The organism is Rhizobium sp. SEMIA4064 (assembly GCF_003025035.1).
In the GTDB taxonomy this organism is placed as follows: Bacteria; Pseudomonadota; Alphaproteobacteria; order Rhizobiales; family Rhizobiaceae; genus Rhizobium; species Rhizobium paranaense.
Genome location: NZ_PYJN01000018.1, coordinates 83,112 through 98,054 on the forward strand (window position 1 = coordinate 83,112; position 14,943 = coordinate 98,054).

At 59.9% G+C, this 14,943-nt stretch carries 18 protein-coding genes; 12 read left to right on the forward strand and 6 right to left on the reverse strand.

The features are described from left to right. Window positions 1-104 precede the first annotated feature (104 nt). Window positions 105-533 carry a BA14K family protein gene (locus C9E91_RS12635; protein WP_107108637.1) on the forward strand — a complete coding sequence of 143 codons (429 nt, stop codon included), beginning with the start codon at window positions 105-107 and terminating at the stop codon, window positions 531-533. A 144-nt stretch (window positions 534-677) separates the two neighbouring features. Here the strand turns inward: C9E91_RS12635 and C9E91_RS12640 are convergent, their stop codons facing one another. Then, window positions 678-1,322 (reverse strand): MBL fold metallo-hydrolase, encoded by a 645-nt coding sequence (locus tag C9E91_RS12640; protein ID WP_245407484.1) that lies wholly within the window; start codon window positions 1,320-1,322, stop codon window positions 678-680. A 169-nt stretch (window positions 1,323-1,491) separates the two neighbouring features. On the opposite strand from C9E91_RS12640, the gene C9E91_RS12645 reads away from it, so the two are divergent. Then, window positions 1,492-2,109, forward strand: coding sequence for a DUF1236 domain-containing protein (locus C9E91_RS12645; RefSeq protein WP_107108638.1), 618 nt, complete (start codon window positions 1,492-1,494; stop codon window positions 2,107-2,109). A gap of 245 nt (window positions 2,110-2,354) precedes the next feature. After that, on the forward strand, window positions 2,355-2,615 hold the full coding sequence (locus C9E91_RS12650) for a hypothetical protein (RefSeq protein ID WP_107108639.1): 261 nt from the start codon (window positions 2,355-2,357) through the stop codon (window positions 2,613-2,615). A 72-nt stretch (window positions 2,616-2,687) separates the two neighbouring features. On the opposite strand, the gene C9E91_RS12655 is transcribed toward C9E91_RS12650, so the two are convergent. Then, window positions 2,688-3,578 carry a branched-chain amino acid aminotransferase gene (locus C9E91_RS12655; protein ID WP_107108640.1) on the reverse strand — a complete coding sequence of 297 codons (891 nt, stop codon included), beginning with the start codon at window positions 3,576-3,578 and terminating at the stop codon, window positions 2,688-2,690. Window positions 3,579-3,836: 258 nt separating this feature from the next. Between C9E91_RS12655 and C9E91_RS12660 the strand changes: the two genes are divergently transcribed. The 4 genes from C9E91_RS12660 to C9E91_RS12675 all read left to right on the forward strand — a co-directional run bounded on the left by C9E91_RS12660 (window position 3,837) and on the right by C9E91_RS12675 (window position 7,195). Further along, window positions 3,837-4,313, forward strand: a complete 477-nt coding sequence (locus C9E91_RS12660; RefSeq protein WP_107108641.1) for a MarR family winged helix-turn-helix transcriptional regulator — start codon at window positions 3,837-3,839, stop codon at window positions 4,311-4,313. An 89-nt stretch (window positions 4,314-4,402) separates the two neighbouring features. Beyond that, entirely contained in the window at window positions 4,403-5,104 is a 702-nt protein-coding gene (locus C9E91_RS12665) for a response regulator (protein ID WP_107108642.1), read from the forward strand. A gap of 16 nt (window positions 5,105-5,120) precedes the next feature. Next, window positions 5,121-6,500 carry an ATP-binding protein gene (locus C9E91_RS12670; protein WP_107108643.1) on the forward strand — a complete coding sequence of 460 codons (1,380 nt, stop codon included), beginning with the start codon at window positions 5,121-5,123 and terminating at the stop codon, window positions 6,498-6,500. Window positions 6,501-6,613: 113 nt separating this feature from the next. Further along, window positions 6,614-7,195 (forward strand): DUF1349 domain-containing protein, encoded by a 582-nt coding sequence (locus C9E91_RS12675; protein ID WP_107108644.1) that lies wholly within the window; start codon window positions 6,614-6,616, stop codon window positions 7,193-7,195. A gap of 34 nt (window positions 7,196-7,229) precedes the next feature. Here the strand turns inward: C9E91_RS12675 and C9E91_RS12680 are convergent, their stop codons facing one another. From C9E91_RS12680 to C9E91_RS12695, 4 genes are all read right to left on the reverse strand, one after another. Then, the gene (locus tag C9E91_RS12680; RefSeq protein ID WP_107108844.1) at window positions 7,230-7,571 is read right to left on the reverse strand and encodes a tRNA-binding protein; all 342 of its coding nucleotides are present in this window, start codon (window positions 7,569-7,571) and stop codon (window positions 7,230-7,232) included. A 25-nt stretch (window positions 7,572-7,596) separates the two neighbouring features. Continuing rightward, entirely contained in the window at window positions 7,597-8,436 is an 840-nt protein-coding gene (gene proC / locus C9E91_RS12685; protein WP_107108645.1) for a pyrroline-5-carboxylate reductase, read from the reverse strand. 1 nt (window position 8,437) lies between these two features. After that, a complete protein-coding gene (locus tag C9E91_RS12690) occupies window positions 8,438-8,938 on the reverse strand; it encodes a type III secretion system chaperone family protein (RefSeq protein WP_107108646.1) in 501 nt (166 codons plus the stop codon). A gap of 389 nt (window positions 8,939-9,327) precedes the next feature. After that, window positions 9,328-9,588, reverse strand: coding sequence for an accessory factor UbiK family protein (locus tag C9E91_RS12695; RefSeq protein WP_107108845.1), 261 nt, complete (start codon window positions 9,586-9,588; stop codon window positions 9,328-9,330). Window positions 9,589-9,853: 265 nt separating this feature from the next. On the opposite strand from C9E91_RS12695, the gene lgt reads away from it, so the two are divergent. The 5 genes from lgt (at window position 9,854) to C9E91_RS12720 (ending at window position 14,928) form a co-directional block, all read left to right on the forward strand. Further along, window positions 9,854-10,741 carry a prolipoprotein diacylglyceryl transferase gene (gene lgt / locus C9E91_RS12700; RefSeq protein ID WP_107108647.1) on the forward strand — a complete coding sequence of 296 codons (888 nt, stop codon included), beginning with the start codon at window positions 9,854-9,856 and terminating at the stop codon, window positions 10,739-10,741. Between the two features lie 78 nt (window positions 10,742-10,819). After that, on the forward strand, window positions 10,820-11,917 hold the full coding sequence (locus C9E91_RS12705; RefSeq protein ID WP_107108846.1) for a class I SAM-dependent methyltransferase: 1,098 nt from the start codon (window positions 10,820-10,822) through the stop codon (window positions 11,915-11,917). Between the two features lie 126 nt (window positions 11,918-12,043). Next, the gene (gene pgeF, locus C9E91_RS12710; RefSeq protein ID WP_107108648.1) at window positions 12,044-12,826 is read left to right on the forward strand and encodes a peptidoglycan editing factor PgeF; all 783 of its coding nucleotides are present in this window, start codon (window positions 12,044-12,046) and stop codon (window positions 12,824-12,826) included. 1 nt (window position 12,827) lies between these two features. Continuing rightward, window positions 12,828-13,979, forward strand: coding sequence for a M24 family metallopeptidase (locus C9E91_RS12715; RefSeq protein ID WP_107108649.1), 1,152 nt, complete (start codon window positions 12,828-12,830; stop codon window positions 13,977-13,979). A gap of 55 nt (window positions 13,980-14,034) precedes the next feature. Next, entirely contained in the window at window positions 14,035-14,928 is an 894-nt protein-coding gene (locus tag C9E91_RS12720; RefSeq protein ID WP_107108650.1) for a hypothetical protein, read from the forward strand. The last annotated feature ends 15 nt before the right edge of the window (window positions 14,929-14,943 follow it).

The following is a 14,943-nucleotide window of genomic DNA, read 5'->3' on the forward strand; positions in this document are numbered from 1 at the left end:
CGGGTTTTGTCATTCAGTCTGCATTCAGCTTGCCGCGTCTAGTCATGGCCTCCATGAAAGATTGGGAACTACGGTCTTCCCGGTTCCCCTTAGAGGACAGACTAATGAACATGCTCGGCAAATCGCTCCTAATGTCCGCCGTCGCTGCAGCCCTGACGCTGACGACGATTTCCACAGCTTCGGCCGACGATCACTGGCATCATCACAATGGAGAGGGTTGGGCGATTGGCGCCGCAGGTCTCGCCACCGGCCTGATTGTCGGTTCGGCGATCGCCAGCCAGCCGCGCTATGTCGAACCTGACCCGGTCTACGTCGACCCCGACTATGCGCCCCAGCCCTACTACTATCGCGCCGCGCCGCGCCGCGTCTATGTCGAGCGTGACGTCAGTTATTACGCTCCGCAGCCTGTCGGCTTACGCCCGTGGTCTTCCCAGTGGATGCGCTATTGCTACGATCGCTACAGCAGCTTCGACGGCCGCAGCGGCACCTATCTCGGCTACGATGGCATGCGCCACTTCTGCACAGCCAACTAACCCTACACAAGCTAATCTCTTGAAAGAAAGCGCCGCCATCGAGCGGCGCTTTTATTTTGGCTCAGAGCGGTTCAGCGGTTCAAGGAACTGCTGAACCGCTCTATCCTTTTGTTTTTACGCAATTCCGGACGGAAAACCGCTGCTTTAAAGTCCACGCAGAAAAGGATTGGTGCGGCGCTCCTCGCCGATCTGGCCACCAGGGCCATGGCCGCAGATGAAGCCGACGTCGTCGCCTAAGGGAAATACCTTGTCGCGGATCGATTCCAAAAGCTGCTGGTGATTGCCGCCCGGCAGGTCGGTACGGCCGATCGAGCCATGAAACAGCACGTCGCCGACATGGGCGAATTTCTGCGCTCTGTTGAAATAGATGACATGGCCCGGGGCATGGCCGGGACAATGGAAGACTTCGAACTCATGCTCGCCGAAGGAAACCTTGTCACCGTCCTTCAGGAACCGATCCGGCACCACGTTGCGAACGCCCTCGATGTTGAACATCTTGCTCTTCGCCTCGATATCCTGCAGCAGCGGGCGATCGTCTTCATGCGGGCCAATGACCTCCAGACCGAGCGCCTCCCGAAGTTCGTCAGCGCCGCCGGCATGGTCGATATGACCGTGCGTCAGCCAGATCGCCTTCAGCACAATGCCATTTTCGCGCACCGTCTGCAGGACGACGTCGACGTCGCCGCCGGGATCCACCACGACTCCCTCCTTCGTTTCCGGATCGAACAAGATGGTGCAGTTCTGTTCGAAGGGTGTCACCGGAATGATGCCGGCCTGGAGCATGCCCATGGGAAGCGCCTCGTCTGTTGAATGCATATCCCGCCGATATAATCCCAAACACCAGGCAAAACAGCCCCTCCTCCCCGGAAAATGCCGAGACTGCCGGACAGTGCGGCGGAACCCTCCGCCTTTGCGAGCGTTTGCAAAGGTAGACTGCCAAAGCAAAGGAGAAAGGCCAATGTTTGCAAAGAGAAACTTGCTGCTGATGGGGGTGGTGCTCCTGGGCAGCGCCGGGTTGGCGCAAGCGCAGATGTCGGCGACAACTGCGACCGATCTCGACGTTCGCACCGGCCCTGGTCCGCAGTATCCAAGTGTCGGCATGGCAACCCGCGGCTCTGAAGCGAGCCTCGACGGCTGCATCCAAGGCAGTAGCTGGTGCCGCATCGATGTCAACGGCATGCGCGGCTGGGTAGACGCCGAGGCCTTGAGCGTCGAGCAGAACGGCAATCCGGTCGTCGTCGAGGAGCACTACAGTCAGCTCGGCGTACCAACCATAACCTATAGCACAACCGATCAGACGACGACGGGCAGCGTTTCCCCATCGCCGGACGACGAATTGATCGGCCCGGTGAGTGAGGTCGATGCCGTCGCCCCGCCGACTGAAGTCCGTACCTATATCACCCAGAACCGGGTCAACACCGTGCGGCTGCGCGGCAACGTCGTAGTCGGCGCCACCCTGCCGCAAAGCGTCGTCATCCACCGTATCCCGGATTATCAATACAGCTACGTGGAAGTGAACCGTCAGCCGGTGCTGGTCGATCCGAATACCCGCCGCATCGTCTACGTGTATCAATGAATCGCTGCTGCTAAGCAGCAATTCGTCAAAATCGCCGGCGGCCGAGGGGCCGCCGCTCTTTTTGCGCGGACTTTCCATCGGATTGTTGCGGAATTCTCCCGTGTGAGTTGCCTTCCTGTTTCCACCGGCCGATACATGATGTATTTCTAATATCGATAGAGATTACCGCCACTCCCGAGGCTCAATCCGGGACGTGGCAGAGGGCATTCCGGAAAGGGATTCCGGGACAAGGGGAGAAGGTAATCATGGAAAGTCTGGGGCCAATCATCACGCAACTGATCGCCGGTGCAATCGGCGGTAACGCGGCCAGCGCCGCCCTGAAGCAGGAAGGGATCAATATCGTCGCCAGAACGATTGCCGGCGCCGTCGGCGGTCTGGGCGGCGGCCTCATCCTCAACCTGATCGGCAGCGAGGCGCTGACCGGCCTTATCGCGCAGGGCATTTCCTCGCTGATCGCCGGTGGCGTGCTCTCGGCGATCGTCGGCGCGGTTCTCGGCCGGAAATAAGACGAGGCATCGGACAGAATAAAAGCCGGGGCGAACCAGCCGCACCCGGCTTTCGTAAGCTGTTCTACATCCTTATGCGGCGGCAGCCGCAGTCGGATACACTTCCTTCATGTAATCGTTCATCAGCGTTTCGCTGATCGATGCCGGCGTGAAACGATAAGGTCCGATTTCCGAGACCGGAGTTACTTCCGCCGCCGAACCGGTCAGGAAGCATTCGCTGAAATCGGGAAGTTCTTCCGGCATGATCGCCCGTTCGATCACCTGCAGTCCGCGGCGTTTGGCGAGTTCGATCACCGTCTGGCGCGTGATGCCGTTCAGGAAGCAATCCGGCGTCGGCGTATGGATGACACCGTCCTTGACGAAGAAGATATTGGCGCCCGTCGCCTCCGCCACCTGGCCGCGGTAATCGAGCATCATCGCGTCGGCATAGCCCTTGGCCTCGGCCGCATGTTTGGAGATGGTGCAGATCATGTAGAGGCCGGCGGCCTTCGAGGCGCAAGGCGCAGTCTTCGGATCGGGACGGCGATATTCGGCGATATCGAGGCGGATGCCCTTCAGCTTTTCGGCCGGATTGAAATAGCTGCCCCATTGCCAGATCGCGATCGCAACATTGATGCGGTTGTTCTGGGCGGACACGCCCATCATCTCGCTGCCGCGCCAGGCGATCGGGCGCACATAGGCCTCGGAAAAGCCCTGACGCTTCAACAATTCGATTGTCGCCGCATCCAACTCGGCAACGCTGTAGGGAATCTTGAAACCGAGGATGTCGGCGGACTTGTGAAGACGCTGATTGTGCTCCGTCAGCTTGAAGACCCGGCCGCCATAGGCGCGCTCGCCCTCGAAGACCGCGCTTGCATAGTGCAAACCATGGGTCAGCACATGAATCTTAGCGTCCTTCCAGGGCACGAACTCGCCGTTGAACCAGATCTCCCCATCCAGTTGATCAAAAGGAACCGATGCCATCTTGCTTCTCCTCCGGCGCCCGGACGCCATGACAGTTGATTGTTGTCCCCATTCCGCATTATCCACGATGCAAGTGGGGAAAATATGAGACGTGTTGGAGTTTTGCGCAGCCGGGCTTAGTTTCCAAATATGGCCATATCCGTCCGGGCGGCGCAAGATCGGCGAAAAACTAGCAGCGGCGTAAAAATACGTCAATAATGCTGACATATTTTTGCGTAAGTTTCCCGATTGCCCCAAAATAAGAAAGGAAATGCCAAGGTGCCACGACAGACGAGCCAAAAAGCAGCAAAACCGGAGCTGCTGGCGACGCCGATGGAGAATGCGGGGATCATCGATTTCGAGATCATCGAGCTGCTTTTCTTTGCCTATCGGGACTTCGTGTCCGATCCCGACCAGATTCTGGACAAGAGTGGATTCGGACGCGCCCATCACCGCGTCGTTCATTTCGTTAACCGCGAACCCGGCATGACGGTTGCGGACCTGTTGGAAACATTGAAGATCACCAAACAGAGTTTGGCGCGGGTTCTCAAACAATTGATCGATTCAGGGTATATTCATCAGGTAACCGGGCCTGAGGATCGTCGGCAGCGTAAGCTCTACCCCACACAAGCCGGCCGCGATTTGGCATTGGCGCTGGCCGAGCCGCAATCGCGCCGTATTGAACGGGCATTCGAAGGCGCGTCCGATGCGACGCGCGAAAGCGTCAAAAGGTTCCTGAGGGGAATGCAGGACTAAGTTATGGTCTCGGACCGAAGAGCCGCAAGGCGGTGTCTTGGATAAGATCATATCAATCAAACGGATAGAACAAGATCGAGACGGATTGAATGACGACAAAGACAGCAATTTCGGACGATGCAGCGCACCTCCTGGTCGTGGATGACGACACGCGTATCCGCGCCCTTCTCAACCGTTATCTCATGGAAAAGGGATTCCGCGTGACGGCCGCCGCCGATGGCGCCGAGGCCCGCCGCAAGCTCGAAGGGCTCGATTTCGACCTGATCATCATGGACGTGATGATGCCTGGCGAATCCGGAATCTCGCTGACCGCGAGCCTTCGCGCCATAAAGAACATCCCGATCATCATGCTGACCGCCCTTGCCGAGTCCGAAGCCCGCATCGCCGGCTTGGAAGCAGGCGCCGACGACTATCTGCCTAAGCCGTTCGATCCGCGCGAACTGGTACTGCGCATCAACAATATCCTGCGTCGCAACGCGCCTGCCGACGCGCCGAAGATCGAACAGGTGATGTTCGGCCCCTACACCTTCTCGCTGACCCGCAAGGAGCTGAAGAAGGCCTCCGAGCTTATCCGCCTGACCGACCGCGAGCAGGAAATCATGCTGCTCTTTGCCAAGCGCGCCGGCGACACGATCCCCCGCCACGAACTGATCGGCACCGACGCCGAAGTCGGCGAGCGCACCATCGACGTGCAGATCAACCGCCTGCGCCGCAAGATCGAGGACGATCCGGCCAACCCCATCTGGCTGCAGACGGTGCGCGGCATCGGCTACCGGCTGAGCATAGATTAACCTAGGATCAGCGGCGATGGTGACATTCGACTCGATCAGGCGCGATCAGGAGCACACGCCCTCCAATGGCATGCGCTGGCTTTCGCGCTGGTGGCGGCGACGGCTGCCGACCGGCCTTTTTGCGCGCACGCTGCTGATCTTCATTCTGCCCATGATCATCCTGCAGGCGGTCGTCACCATCGTCTTCATGGAGCGCCACTGGCAGATGGTGACCCAGCGCCTGTCGATGGCCACCACCCGCGACATTGCCGCCATCATCGACATTATCCAAACCTACCCGCAGGATGCCGACTATTCCGCTGTCACGCAGATGGCCCGGCAAAAGCTCGACCTCGCCATCTCGATCGAGCCGGGTGGCGAGCTGCCGCCGCCGCGCGAGAAACCGTTCTTCTCGATTCTCGATGGCATCTTGAGCGACGAAATCCGCGATCAGATCAATCTCCCCTTCTGGGTCGATACGGTCGGCAATTCCAGCCTGGTCGAAATTCGCGTCAAGCTGCCGGATAAAGTGCTGCGCGTCTTTGCCAAGCGCAGCCAGACCTACGCCTCGAATACGCATATCTTCATTCTTTGGATGGTCGGCACATCGCTGGTGCTGATCGGCATTGCCGTGCTGTTCCTGCGCGGCCAGATCCGGCCGATCCTGGCGCTGACGCAGGCTGCAGAGAGCTTCGGCAAGGGGCAGCGGCTGGAGAATTATTCGCCACGCGGCGCCGACGAGGTTCGCCGCGCCGGCCTCGCGTTCATCCTGATGCGCGAGCGCATCGAACGGCAGATCGAGCAGCGCACGGCGATGCTCTCCGGCGTCAGCCATGACCTGCGCACCGTGCTCACGCGCTTCAAACTGCAGCTCGCCCTTGTCGGCGACAATCCCGATCTCGTCGGCCTTAACGAGGACGTCGAGGATATGCAGAGCATGTTGGAAGGCTATATGGCCTTCGCTCGCGGCGAGGCGGAAGAGGATGTCGGCAAGCTTCGGCTCAGCGATATTCTCGACAAGGTCGAGCAGGACTTCTCGCTGCACGGCAAATCCATCAGCTTCTCCATCGATGGCGACGATGAAATCTCCGTCCGTCCGAACGCGTTTACACGGCTGGTGACGAACCTCGCCTCCAATGCACGCCGCTATGCGCACACGCTGCGCATCGAGGCCAAGCACAGTCCCAAATGGCTGACGATCAATTTCGACGATGACGGCCCCGGCATTCCCGTCAATGCGCGCGAGGATGTGTTCAAGCCGTTCTTCCGGCTGGACGAGGCGCGCAATCTCGACAATTCCGGCACGGGTCTCGGCCTTGCTATTGCCCGCGACATCGCGCGCAGCCATGGCGGCAACGTCACGCTCGGCGACAGCCCGCTCGGGGGCCTGCGCGCCACCATCCGCATTCCGGCCTAGAGCGGCTTAGCGTTTCACGGAATCGCTTTCCCACTCTATCCCTTTGTTTTACGCATTCCGGACGGAAAATCACTTCGCACTTTTCCTGGAATTGCTCAAAGAGAGGACAGTGCATGCCGATCGATATCAACGACATGCATTGGCTCAATCTGCCACCGACCTGGGAAATGAACAACGGCCGGCTTTTCGTCCGTTCCGGCGACAAGACCGATTTCTGGCAGGGAACCTATTACGGCTTCCACCGCGACGACGGCCATTTCCTCGGCCGGCAGTGGCACGGCGACTTTACCGCCGAGATCACCTTCATCGGCCACTATCGCGAACTCTACGATCAGGCCGGGCTGATGGTCCGCCATGACGACACGCACTGGATGAAATGCGGGATCGAATATACCGACGGCGCCAAACATTTCAGCGTTGTCGTCACCAACGGCAATTCCGACTGGTCCGCCTTCCGGCTCGATCATGAGTTTGAGGCGCTGTCGGCGCGGGTGACCCGCAACGGCGACGCGCTTTTCATCCAATACCGCACCGACAAGATGAGCGAGTGGCGCATGGCCCGCCTCGCCTGGTTCGATCCGGCCCTCGAAGACGTCTCCATCGGCCCCGTCTTCTGCTCACCCCAGCGCGAAGGTTTCGAGGCAGAATTTCTGGATTTCAGTGTGACAGATCCCGTGTCGCGGGAGATTCACTGACAGATTACCTTCTCCCCGAGGGGAGAAGGCAAAATCACATCATCTTCCTGCCATTCGGCACCGGCTGGGTCACTGCTGCAAGCACGATCGCGCCGGCTTCATCCTCGAAGCCGAGGGTCAGCACTTCGGAGCGGACGGGCCCGATCTGGCGCGGCGGAAAATTGACGACGCCGAGGACCTGGCGGCCGACGAGGGATTCCGGTGTGTAGTGGACGGTGATCTGCGCCGAGGAGCGCTTGATGCCGATCTCCGGTCCGAAATCGATCTTCAACTTGAAGGCCGGCTTGCGTGCTTCCGGAAAAGGCTCCGCCTCGATGATCGTGCCGACGCGGATATCCACCCGCTCGAAATCGCCATAGGTGATCTCTTCCGCCATACGCATACCTCTTGATACAGGGAGATTAGCCCGCCAGTTCCTGCGCGCGCTTGCGCGCTGCCTCCAGCGCCTCGTCGAACAGAGGCTGCATGCCATCTTCCGCCATCAGAACGGCAAGGGCGGCGGCAGTGGTTCCGCCGGGAGACGTCACATTCTGACGCAGACGCGAAGCGTCATCGGGGGACTGATGCAACAATTCACCAGCCCCCGCGACAGTTTCCCGTGCGAGGCGCATGGCGAGGTCCGCCTGCAGGCCGAGCTTCCGGCCTGCCTCCGCCATGCACTCGACGAGATAAAAGACATAAGCCGGCCCGCTGCCGGAAACGGCCGTTACGGCATCGATATCGGCCTCCGCCGGCACCCATTCGACTGGACCGGACACCTTCAGAAGATTTTGCACCAACTGTCGCTGGCGCTCGCCGACTTTGGCGTTGGCAAACGCGCCGGTGACGCCACGGCCGACCATCGCCGGCGTGTTCGGCATGGCGCGCACCATCGCCGCTTCACCCAGGCTTTGCTCAAGGAACGCAAGCGTCTTGCCGGCAGCGATCGACACCACCACCGTACTCGGTCCGATCGACGCCTTGAACGGCGGCAATACGGCTTCCATAACCTGCGGCTTCACCGCAATGAAGAGAACGCCGGCGATAACCCCTTCGGGAACGCCGGCAACATGCTTCGCGCCGGCATCGGCGATCAACTTCAGCATCGCCTCGGACGGCTTGGGATCGACGACAGTTACCGAGGAACCCGGCACGCCGTTTTTCAGCCACCCCGTCAACAGAGCGCCGCCCATGTTCCCGGCCCCGATCAGGATGATGGGATCGGAGGATGCAAAAGCGCTCGATGATGCCTCTGTTGCCATATCAGGCTTCGCCCACGGTTTCGAAAAGAACGGCTTCCATGGCGCGATTTGCGTCAAGGCCGGACCATACTACAAATTGGAAGGCCTGATAATAAGCCTCACAGGTGTCAAGGGCATTGGACAGCAGCACTTCCACCTGCCGGTTGGTCGGCTCGGCGCCGCCGGAAAGCAGCAGCGACTGACGGAAGATCACGATATCCTCCTGCCGCCACAGATCGAAATGTCCCATCAGCACCTGACCATTGATGCAGGACAGCAGCTTGATGACCTCGTTGACACGAGGATCGGGAACCTTGATGTCGAAGGCGCAGGCAATGTGCAACGCCTCGAACTCCTCCATCCACGAAAAGGAGACATGATAATCCGTCCATCGACCTTCGACGGTCATGGCGATTTCATCCTCGCCGGACCGCTCGAACGACCAGTCGTTATTGGCGGCTACGAATTCGATCATATCGACCGGATTCGATTGTCGTTCGATTTCCAATTCCATAAGGCTCATGCAGCACCTTTTTGACCGGAATGAATGCAGCTTCCCGTGCTCGAACACTGAAAGAACGCAAACAGTTTTACTCCGGAAACATCCTCGGGATGATGTTGAACGGCTGCCAGACTAACGCATCCACCCTGCCCGGAGCTTACCAAGTCCGTTTCGAATCATCATTTAAAATCAGTGTATAACGGCATGCCCGACATGCCAGCCCCTCATCGGAGATTTGGCGAAGGGCGCTGTGGACAGCTCCTCCGACGTCTATTCAGAAGGGAGTCATAACTGACTCTGACGATTGGCTTTTTTGCCTGTGTCCACAGGTGGAAAAACTGTCGAAAATTTTAGAGGAAAAATGCGCGGCAGACGCGTGCCGCGCCGATTTTACGCAAAATGAATTGCGATTACTTGCTTTCGGAGGAAAGACGCGCTTCCAGCGCTTCGATTCTGGCAAGCAGCGCTTCGTTTTCGTCGCGTGCCTTGATCGCCATTTCGCGAACGGCTTCGAACTCCTCGCGCTTGACGATATCCAGGCTGTTCAGCCAACGCTCGGCCTGGGCATTGAACGCGGTTTCGATCTCGCGGCGCACGCCCTGGGCAGCACCGGCGGCATCGGTCATCAGCTTGGCGAATTCATCCAAGATACGGTTCGGTCCAGTGCTCATAGTGATCTCCTTGCGGCCGTCGGCCCCGAAAATGGACGGCATCATATGAGGGGCCAGATAGATCTGAGGTAAGATTTCCCAGGGTCCGATGCAAGCAAATTGAGATAGAGCGGGACAACCAGTCCCGCTCTGCGAGACACACGAATAATCGACTTGACCGTTTCAATAGTGAACGCCATGTTCCGCGCACATTGGATTTAGCATGCTCTTATCCAAAAAAACGCACAGAGTTTTTGGGAATCATGCTGTAACGGACGCGAAAATCTTGCTGACATCAGCCAATCTTGCCGCCATCCTGCCGTTTCCGGATATCAATCCGATCGCCTTTTCGCTCGGCCCGCTGTCGGTCCACTGGTACGGTCTTGCCTATGTTGCTGGCATTCTGCTCGGCTGGTTCTATGCGAGACGGCTCGTCGACAATGGCAAGCTTTGGCTGAACGACACCGCGCCGGTGACGCGGGCGCACCTGGACGACTTTCTTCTGTGGGTGGCCTTCGGCATCGTGCTCGGCGGACGCATTGGTTACATCCTGTTCTACGATCTCGATCCGGTACTCGCCAATCCGATTCGCGCCATCGAGGTCTGGAATGGCGGCATGTCTTTCCACGGTGGATTGATTGGCACGACCATCGCCATGATTTTGTTTGCCAATCGCAACAAGATTCCGGCCTGGAGCCTGTTCGATATCGTCGCCGCCGTCGCCCCGATCGGCCTTTTCTTCGGCCGCATCGCCAATTTCATCAATGGCGAACTCTGGGGCCGGACCACCGATGTGCCCTGGGCAATGATTTTCTGCAGCCCGCATATCATCGCCGCTCACCAGGGCGCCTGCCCTGCCGGCCTTGATCCGCGCCACCCCAGCCAGCTCTATGAAGCGGGCATCGAGGGCATCGTGCTCTTCACCGTCCTCTTCATCCTCACGCGCTGGGCGTTGGCGCTGAAGAAGCCCGGCACCGTCAGCGGCGTCTTTGTCATCGGTTACGCCTGCTCGCGCATTTTCGTCGAATTCTTCCGTCAGCCTGACGAACAGCTCGGCTATCTGCTTGGCACGAACTGGCTGACCATGGGCATGGTGCTCTCCCTGCCGATGGTAGCGATCGGCCTGTGGGCCGTGATCCGCGCCCGCCACGTTGCAGCCAGACAGACGGCTTGAACTCTAGGTTTAATGTCGCATGATCCGCCCGGAAGCCGTTTCATATTTTTCGGGACCATGCTTTAGCGAGACCAAATGATGACGACCGCGCTCGGAGAAAAAATCAAAGCCATCATCCGCGCCAACGGACCGATCAGCATCACCGACTTTTTCTCGCTCTGCCTCGCCGATCCGCAGCATGGCTACTACAAGACGCGTGAGCCCTTCGGCCGCATGGGCGATTTTGTCACGGCACCCGAGATCAGCCAGCTTTTCGGCGAGATGATCGGCGTCTTCATGGTGCATGCCTGGCAGCGCCACGGCACGCCGGCCGATATCCGCCTCGTCGAAATCGGCCCCGGCCGCGGCACGATGATGGCGGATATGCTGCGCGTCATCGCCAAGCTCGCGCCGCCGCTCTATGACGCGATGAGCGTGCATCTGGTCGAGACCAGCGAGCGGCTGCAGGGGTTTCAGCGCCAGACGCTTGAAGCGCATGGCGATAAGGTTTCCTGGCATTCGGATTTCGATGACGTACCGGCGGGCTTCACGCTTCTTGCCGCCAACGAACTGTTCGACGCCATTCCCATTCGCCAGTTCGTCCGCACCGCTAACGGTTTTCGCGAGCGCACGGTGGGGCTCGACGTCGATGACGAGCTGACTTTCACGGCCGGCGTCGCGAGCCTCGACCCCGCGCTTCTTCCCGCCGGGCCGCTGCCGCCGATCGGCACGATCTTCGAGATCGCCCCTGCCCGTCAGGCGGTCATGACGACGATCTGCGACCGGATCGCAGCCCATGGCGGCACAGCGCTCGCCATAGATTACGGCCATATGGCAACAGGCTTCGGCGATACGCTGCAGGCCGTGCGCATGCATGAATACGACCCACCACTGGAACACCCCGGCGAAGCGGACCTTACCAGCCATGTCGATTTCCAGCATCTGGCCGAAACCGCTCTCGCATCCGGCCTGCATATCAACGGATGCTGTCATCAAGGCGATTTTCTCATCGGCCTTGGACTGCTGGAGCGGGCTGCAGCGCTTGGCCGCGACCACGACGCCGCTATGCAAGAGAACATCCGCGCCGCCGCCGAACGGCTCGCTGGCGCCGGCGAAGGCAAGATGGGTGAGCTTTTCAAGGTGCTGGCCGTCTCCAGTCCGGCGATCGATCTTTTGCCCTTTCGTCCAGTCCGCTGATCAACACTATTGACTTCCGCGGATTGACAGAACGCGCATCGCTGGGCCAACATCCCCCTCAAATCGAACCGCTTCGCCACAGAAGCGTTATTTCCAGCACGAAAGAACATATCAAGGGACGCAGCATTGCCGACTCCGATCGAAAGCACGCTGCTGAGCGCCGCCAAGAGCGCCGGCATCCGTCACGGTTATTTCACCCGTGACGGCGGCGTTTCAGAGGGCCTTTATCGCGGATTGAATGTCGGCCTCGGTTCCAACGACAGTCGGGAGCATGTCCAGGAAAATCGTCGTCGCGTCGCCGCCTGGTTCGGCCTGCCGTTGGAACGGCTTGCAACCGTACATCAAATCCATTCGCCCGACGTGATTGCAGTCGACGCGAACTATGACGGCACTCGCCCGCAAGCCGACGCCATGGTGACGGCGACGCCGGGGATTGTGCTCGGCGTGCTCGCCGCCGATTGCGGGCCGATCCTCTTCGCCGATCCTGCAAACCGGGTGATCGGTGCCGCCCATGCCGGCTGGAAGGGCGCACTGACAGGCGTCCTGGAAAACACCATCGAAGCCATGCTTGCGCTTGGCGCCAAGCGGGAGACGATTATGGCCTGCCTTGGCCCCTCGATCAGCCAGGCGAGCTACGAGGTCGGCCCGGAATTCGTGGATCGTTTCGTCAGCCACGATCCAAGCTATGCCAAGTACTTCATTCCGTCCGAGCGGACCGGTCATGCGATGTTCAACCTGCCAAATCTGACGATCGACCGCCTGCGCAAGGCCGGCGTGATCGCCGAAAACCTCAATCTCTGTACCTATCCCGATCCCGACCGCTTCTTCTCCTATCGCCGCACCACGCACGCGAAGGAGCCGGATTACGGCCGGCAGATTTCCGCCATTGCCATCGAGGAGACGTTCTAAAATGGCCCTGCATTTCGAGCGCAGCGAATTCGACGCCCGCCTAGCCCGCCTTCTTGCAAAAATGCAGGAGGAAAAACTCGACGCCATGCTGCTCTTCGCGCAGGAAAGCATGTACTGGCTGACCGGCTACGACACCTTTGGCTACTGCTTCTTCCAGACGCTGGTGGTCAAGGCTGACGGCACGATGGTGCTGCTGACCCGCTCGGCCGACCTTCGCCAGGCACAGCTCACATCGGTCATTTCCGACATCCGCATCTGGGTTGATCGCGTCAACGCCGATCCGACGCTCGATCTCAAGGAATTGCTGGTCGAGCTCGATCTCCTCGGCAGCCGCATCGGCGTCGAATACGACACCCATGGCATGACTGGCCGCGTGGCGCGCTTGCTTGACAACCAGATTTCCACCTTCGGCCAGATCATCGACGCCTCCTACCTCGTCAGCCGGCTGCGCCTCGTCAAAAGCCCGACGGAAATTGCCTATGTCGAGCGCGCCGCCGCGCTCGCCGATGATGCGCTGGACGCAGCGCTTGCCTTGATCAAGCCCGGCGCCGATGAGGCCGACATTCTCGCCGCCATGCAGGGCGCGATTTTTTCAGGCGGCGGCGATTATCCCGCCAATGAATTCATCATCGGCTCCGGCGCAGAGGCCCTGCTCTGCCGCTACAAGGCCGGCCGCCGCAAGCTGGATGCCCATGACCAGTTGACCCTCGAATGGGCTGGCACCTATGCCCATTACCACGCCGCCATGATGCGCACGGTCGTCATTGGCGACCCCACGCACCGCCACCGCGAACTCTACAATGCCTGCCTCGAGACCATTCAGGCGATCGAAACGGTGCTGAAGCCTGGCCATACCTTCGGCGACGTCTTCGATATGCATGCCAAGATCATGGACGAGCGCGGCCTTGCCCGCCACAGGCTGAATGCCTGCGGCTACTCGCTCGGCGCCCGCTTCTCGCCCTCCTGGATGGAGCACCAGATGTTCCATATCGGCAATCCGCAGGAGATCGAAGAAGGCATGTCGCTCTTCATCCACATGATCATCATGGACTCCGACACCGGCACCGCGATGACGCTCGGCCAGACCTACCTGACGACCTCTCAGGCTCCAAAATCTTTGTCGCGTCACCAGCTCGAATTTCTTAACCGTTAGCGGCTTAAAATAGCGATCCTGAACGGGGTGACCGTCTAAGGAAGGGATCGCGTAAATGGGACTGGTCAGGACAACGTTTGTTTCCGTTGGCTTCTGCTTCGCGCTCGCCGCCTGCAACACGACGGATGCCCTGACCCCGCCCGAGACGATCGGCGATGCCGGCTCCAGCCCCGTCACCCAGCGCGATGTCGAGCGCATGGCCGCCGCGCCGCAACGCCAGCAGAACTATGAAACCGCGCAGGACAGCTACAGCTATCAGCGGCAGGGCTATCAGCAGCAGGGATATCAGTCGCAAAACTATGGCGGCGGTGGCTCGCTCGACGATCAGGCGGCTGCGCTGAGAAGCGGCGGCCGCAATCCCTATGCCTCCCGCCCGCTCGACGGCTCGCGGACCGCCTCCATCCAGTCACAGGATTCGCAGGCTTCGGAAACCGACGAGCAGCGCGAGGCCGACCGCCGCCTCTCCGATGATCCTCAGCCACAGCCGCAGCGGCAACAAGCGGCTGAAGACCAGCAGGACGATCAGCAGCCTGAACAACAGCAACAACAGCAAGCCTCCCGTCCCCCTGCCGCAGCGACGGATAGAAACAGCGTCCGCTTCCTGCCGATCATCGGCGCCCCGGTTGAGGCAGTAACACCGCTGTCGCGTCAGCTTGGCGCAGAGGCCCGCGCGCTCGGCCTGACGATCAAGAGCTCCAGCGATTCCAGCGCGAGCTTTATCCTGAAGGGCTATCTCTCGGCCTTCCAGGACGGGCCGCAGATTTCCGTGACCTATGTCTGGGACGTTCTCGACAACAGTGGTGCCCGCCTGCACCGAATCCAGGGATCGGAAAGCGCGCCGCTGAAGCGTGGCGATCCGTGGGCCGCCATCCCGCCCTCCGTCATGCAAAAAATCGCCACTGAAACCATGTCGGAATTCAATTCTTGGCGCGACTCTCGCCGTGGATAGCCACAAGCTTTTCAG

Bases quoted from the DNA above. Each gene is read 5' to 3' on its own strand.
- proC (WP_107108645.1), bottom strand. From the start codon at position 8,436: ATGGCAACAGAGGCATCATCGAGCGCTTTTGCATCCTCCGATCCCATC.
- C9E91_RS12645 (WP_107108638.1), top strand. From the start codon at position 1,492: ATGTTTGCAAAGAGAAACTTGCTGCTGATGGGGGTGGTGCTCCTGGGC.
- C9E91_RS12715 (WP_107108649.1), top strand. From the start codon at position 12,828: ATGGCCCTGCATTTCGAGCGCAGCGAATTCGACGCCCGCCTAGCCCGC.
- C9E91_RS12650 (WP_107108639.1), top strand. From the start codon at position 2,355: ATGGAAAGTCTGGGGCCAATCATCACGCAACTGATCGCCGGTGCAATC.
- C9E91_RS12635 (WP_107108637.1), top strand. From the start codon at position 105: ATGAACATGCTCGGCAAATCGCTCCTAATGTCCGCCGTCGCTGCAGCC.
- C9E91_RS12690 (WP_107108646.1), bottom strand. From the start codon at position 8,938: ATGAGCCTTATGGAATTGGAAATCGAACGACAATCGAATCCGGTCGAT.
- C9E91_RS12720 (WP_107108650.1), top strand. From the start codon at position 14,035: ATGGGACTGGTCAGGACAACGTTTGTTTCCGTTGGCTTCTGCTTCGCG.
- C9E91_RS12705 (WP_107108846.1), top strand. From the start codon at position 10,820: ATGACGACCGCGCTCGGAGAAAAAATCAAAGCCATCATCCGCGCCAAC.
- C9E91_RS12675 (WP_107108644.1), top strand. From the start codon at position 6,614: ATGCCGATCGATATCAACGACATGCATTGGCTCAATCTGCCACCGACC.
- C9E91_RS12665 (WP_107108642.1), top strand. From the start codon at position 4,403: ATGACGACAAAGACAGCAATTTCGGACGATGCAGCGCACCTCCTGGTC.
- C9E91_RS12670 (WP_107108643.1), top strand. From the start codon at position 5,121: ATGGTGACATTCGACTCGATCAGGCGCGATCAGGAGCACACGCCCTCC.
- C9E91_RS12695 (WP_107108845.1), bottom strand. From the start codon at position 9,588: ATGAGCACTGGACCGAACCGTATCTTGGATGAATTCGCCAAGCTGATG.
- C9E91_RS12680 (WP_107108844.1), bottom strand. From the start codon at position 7,571: ATGGCGGAAGAGATCACCTATGGCGATTTCGAGCGGGTGGATATCCGC.
- C9E91_RS12640 (WP_245407484.1), bottom strand. From the start codon at position 1,322: ATGGGCATGCTCCAGGCCGGCATCATTCCGGTGACACCCTTCGAACAG.
- C9E91_RS12655 (WP_107108640.1), bottom strand. From the start codon at position 3,578: ATGGCATCGGTTCCTTTTGATCAACTGGATGGGGAGATCTGGTTCAAC.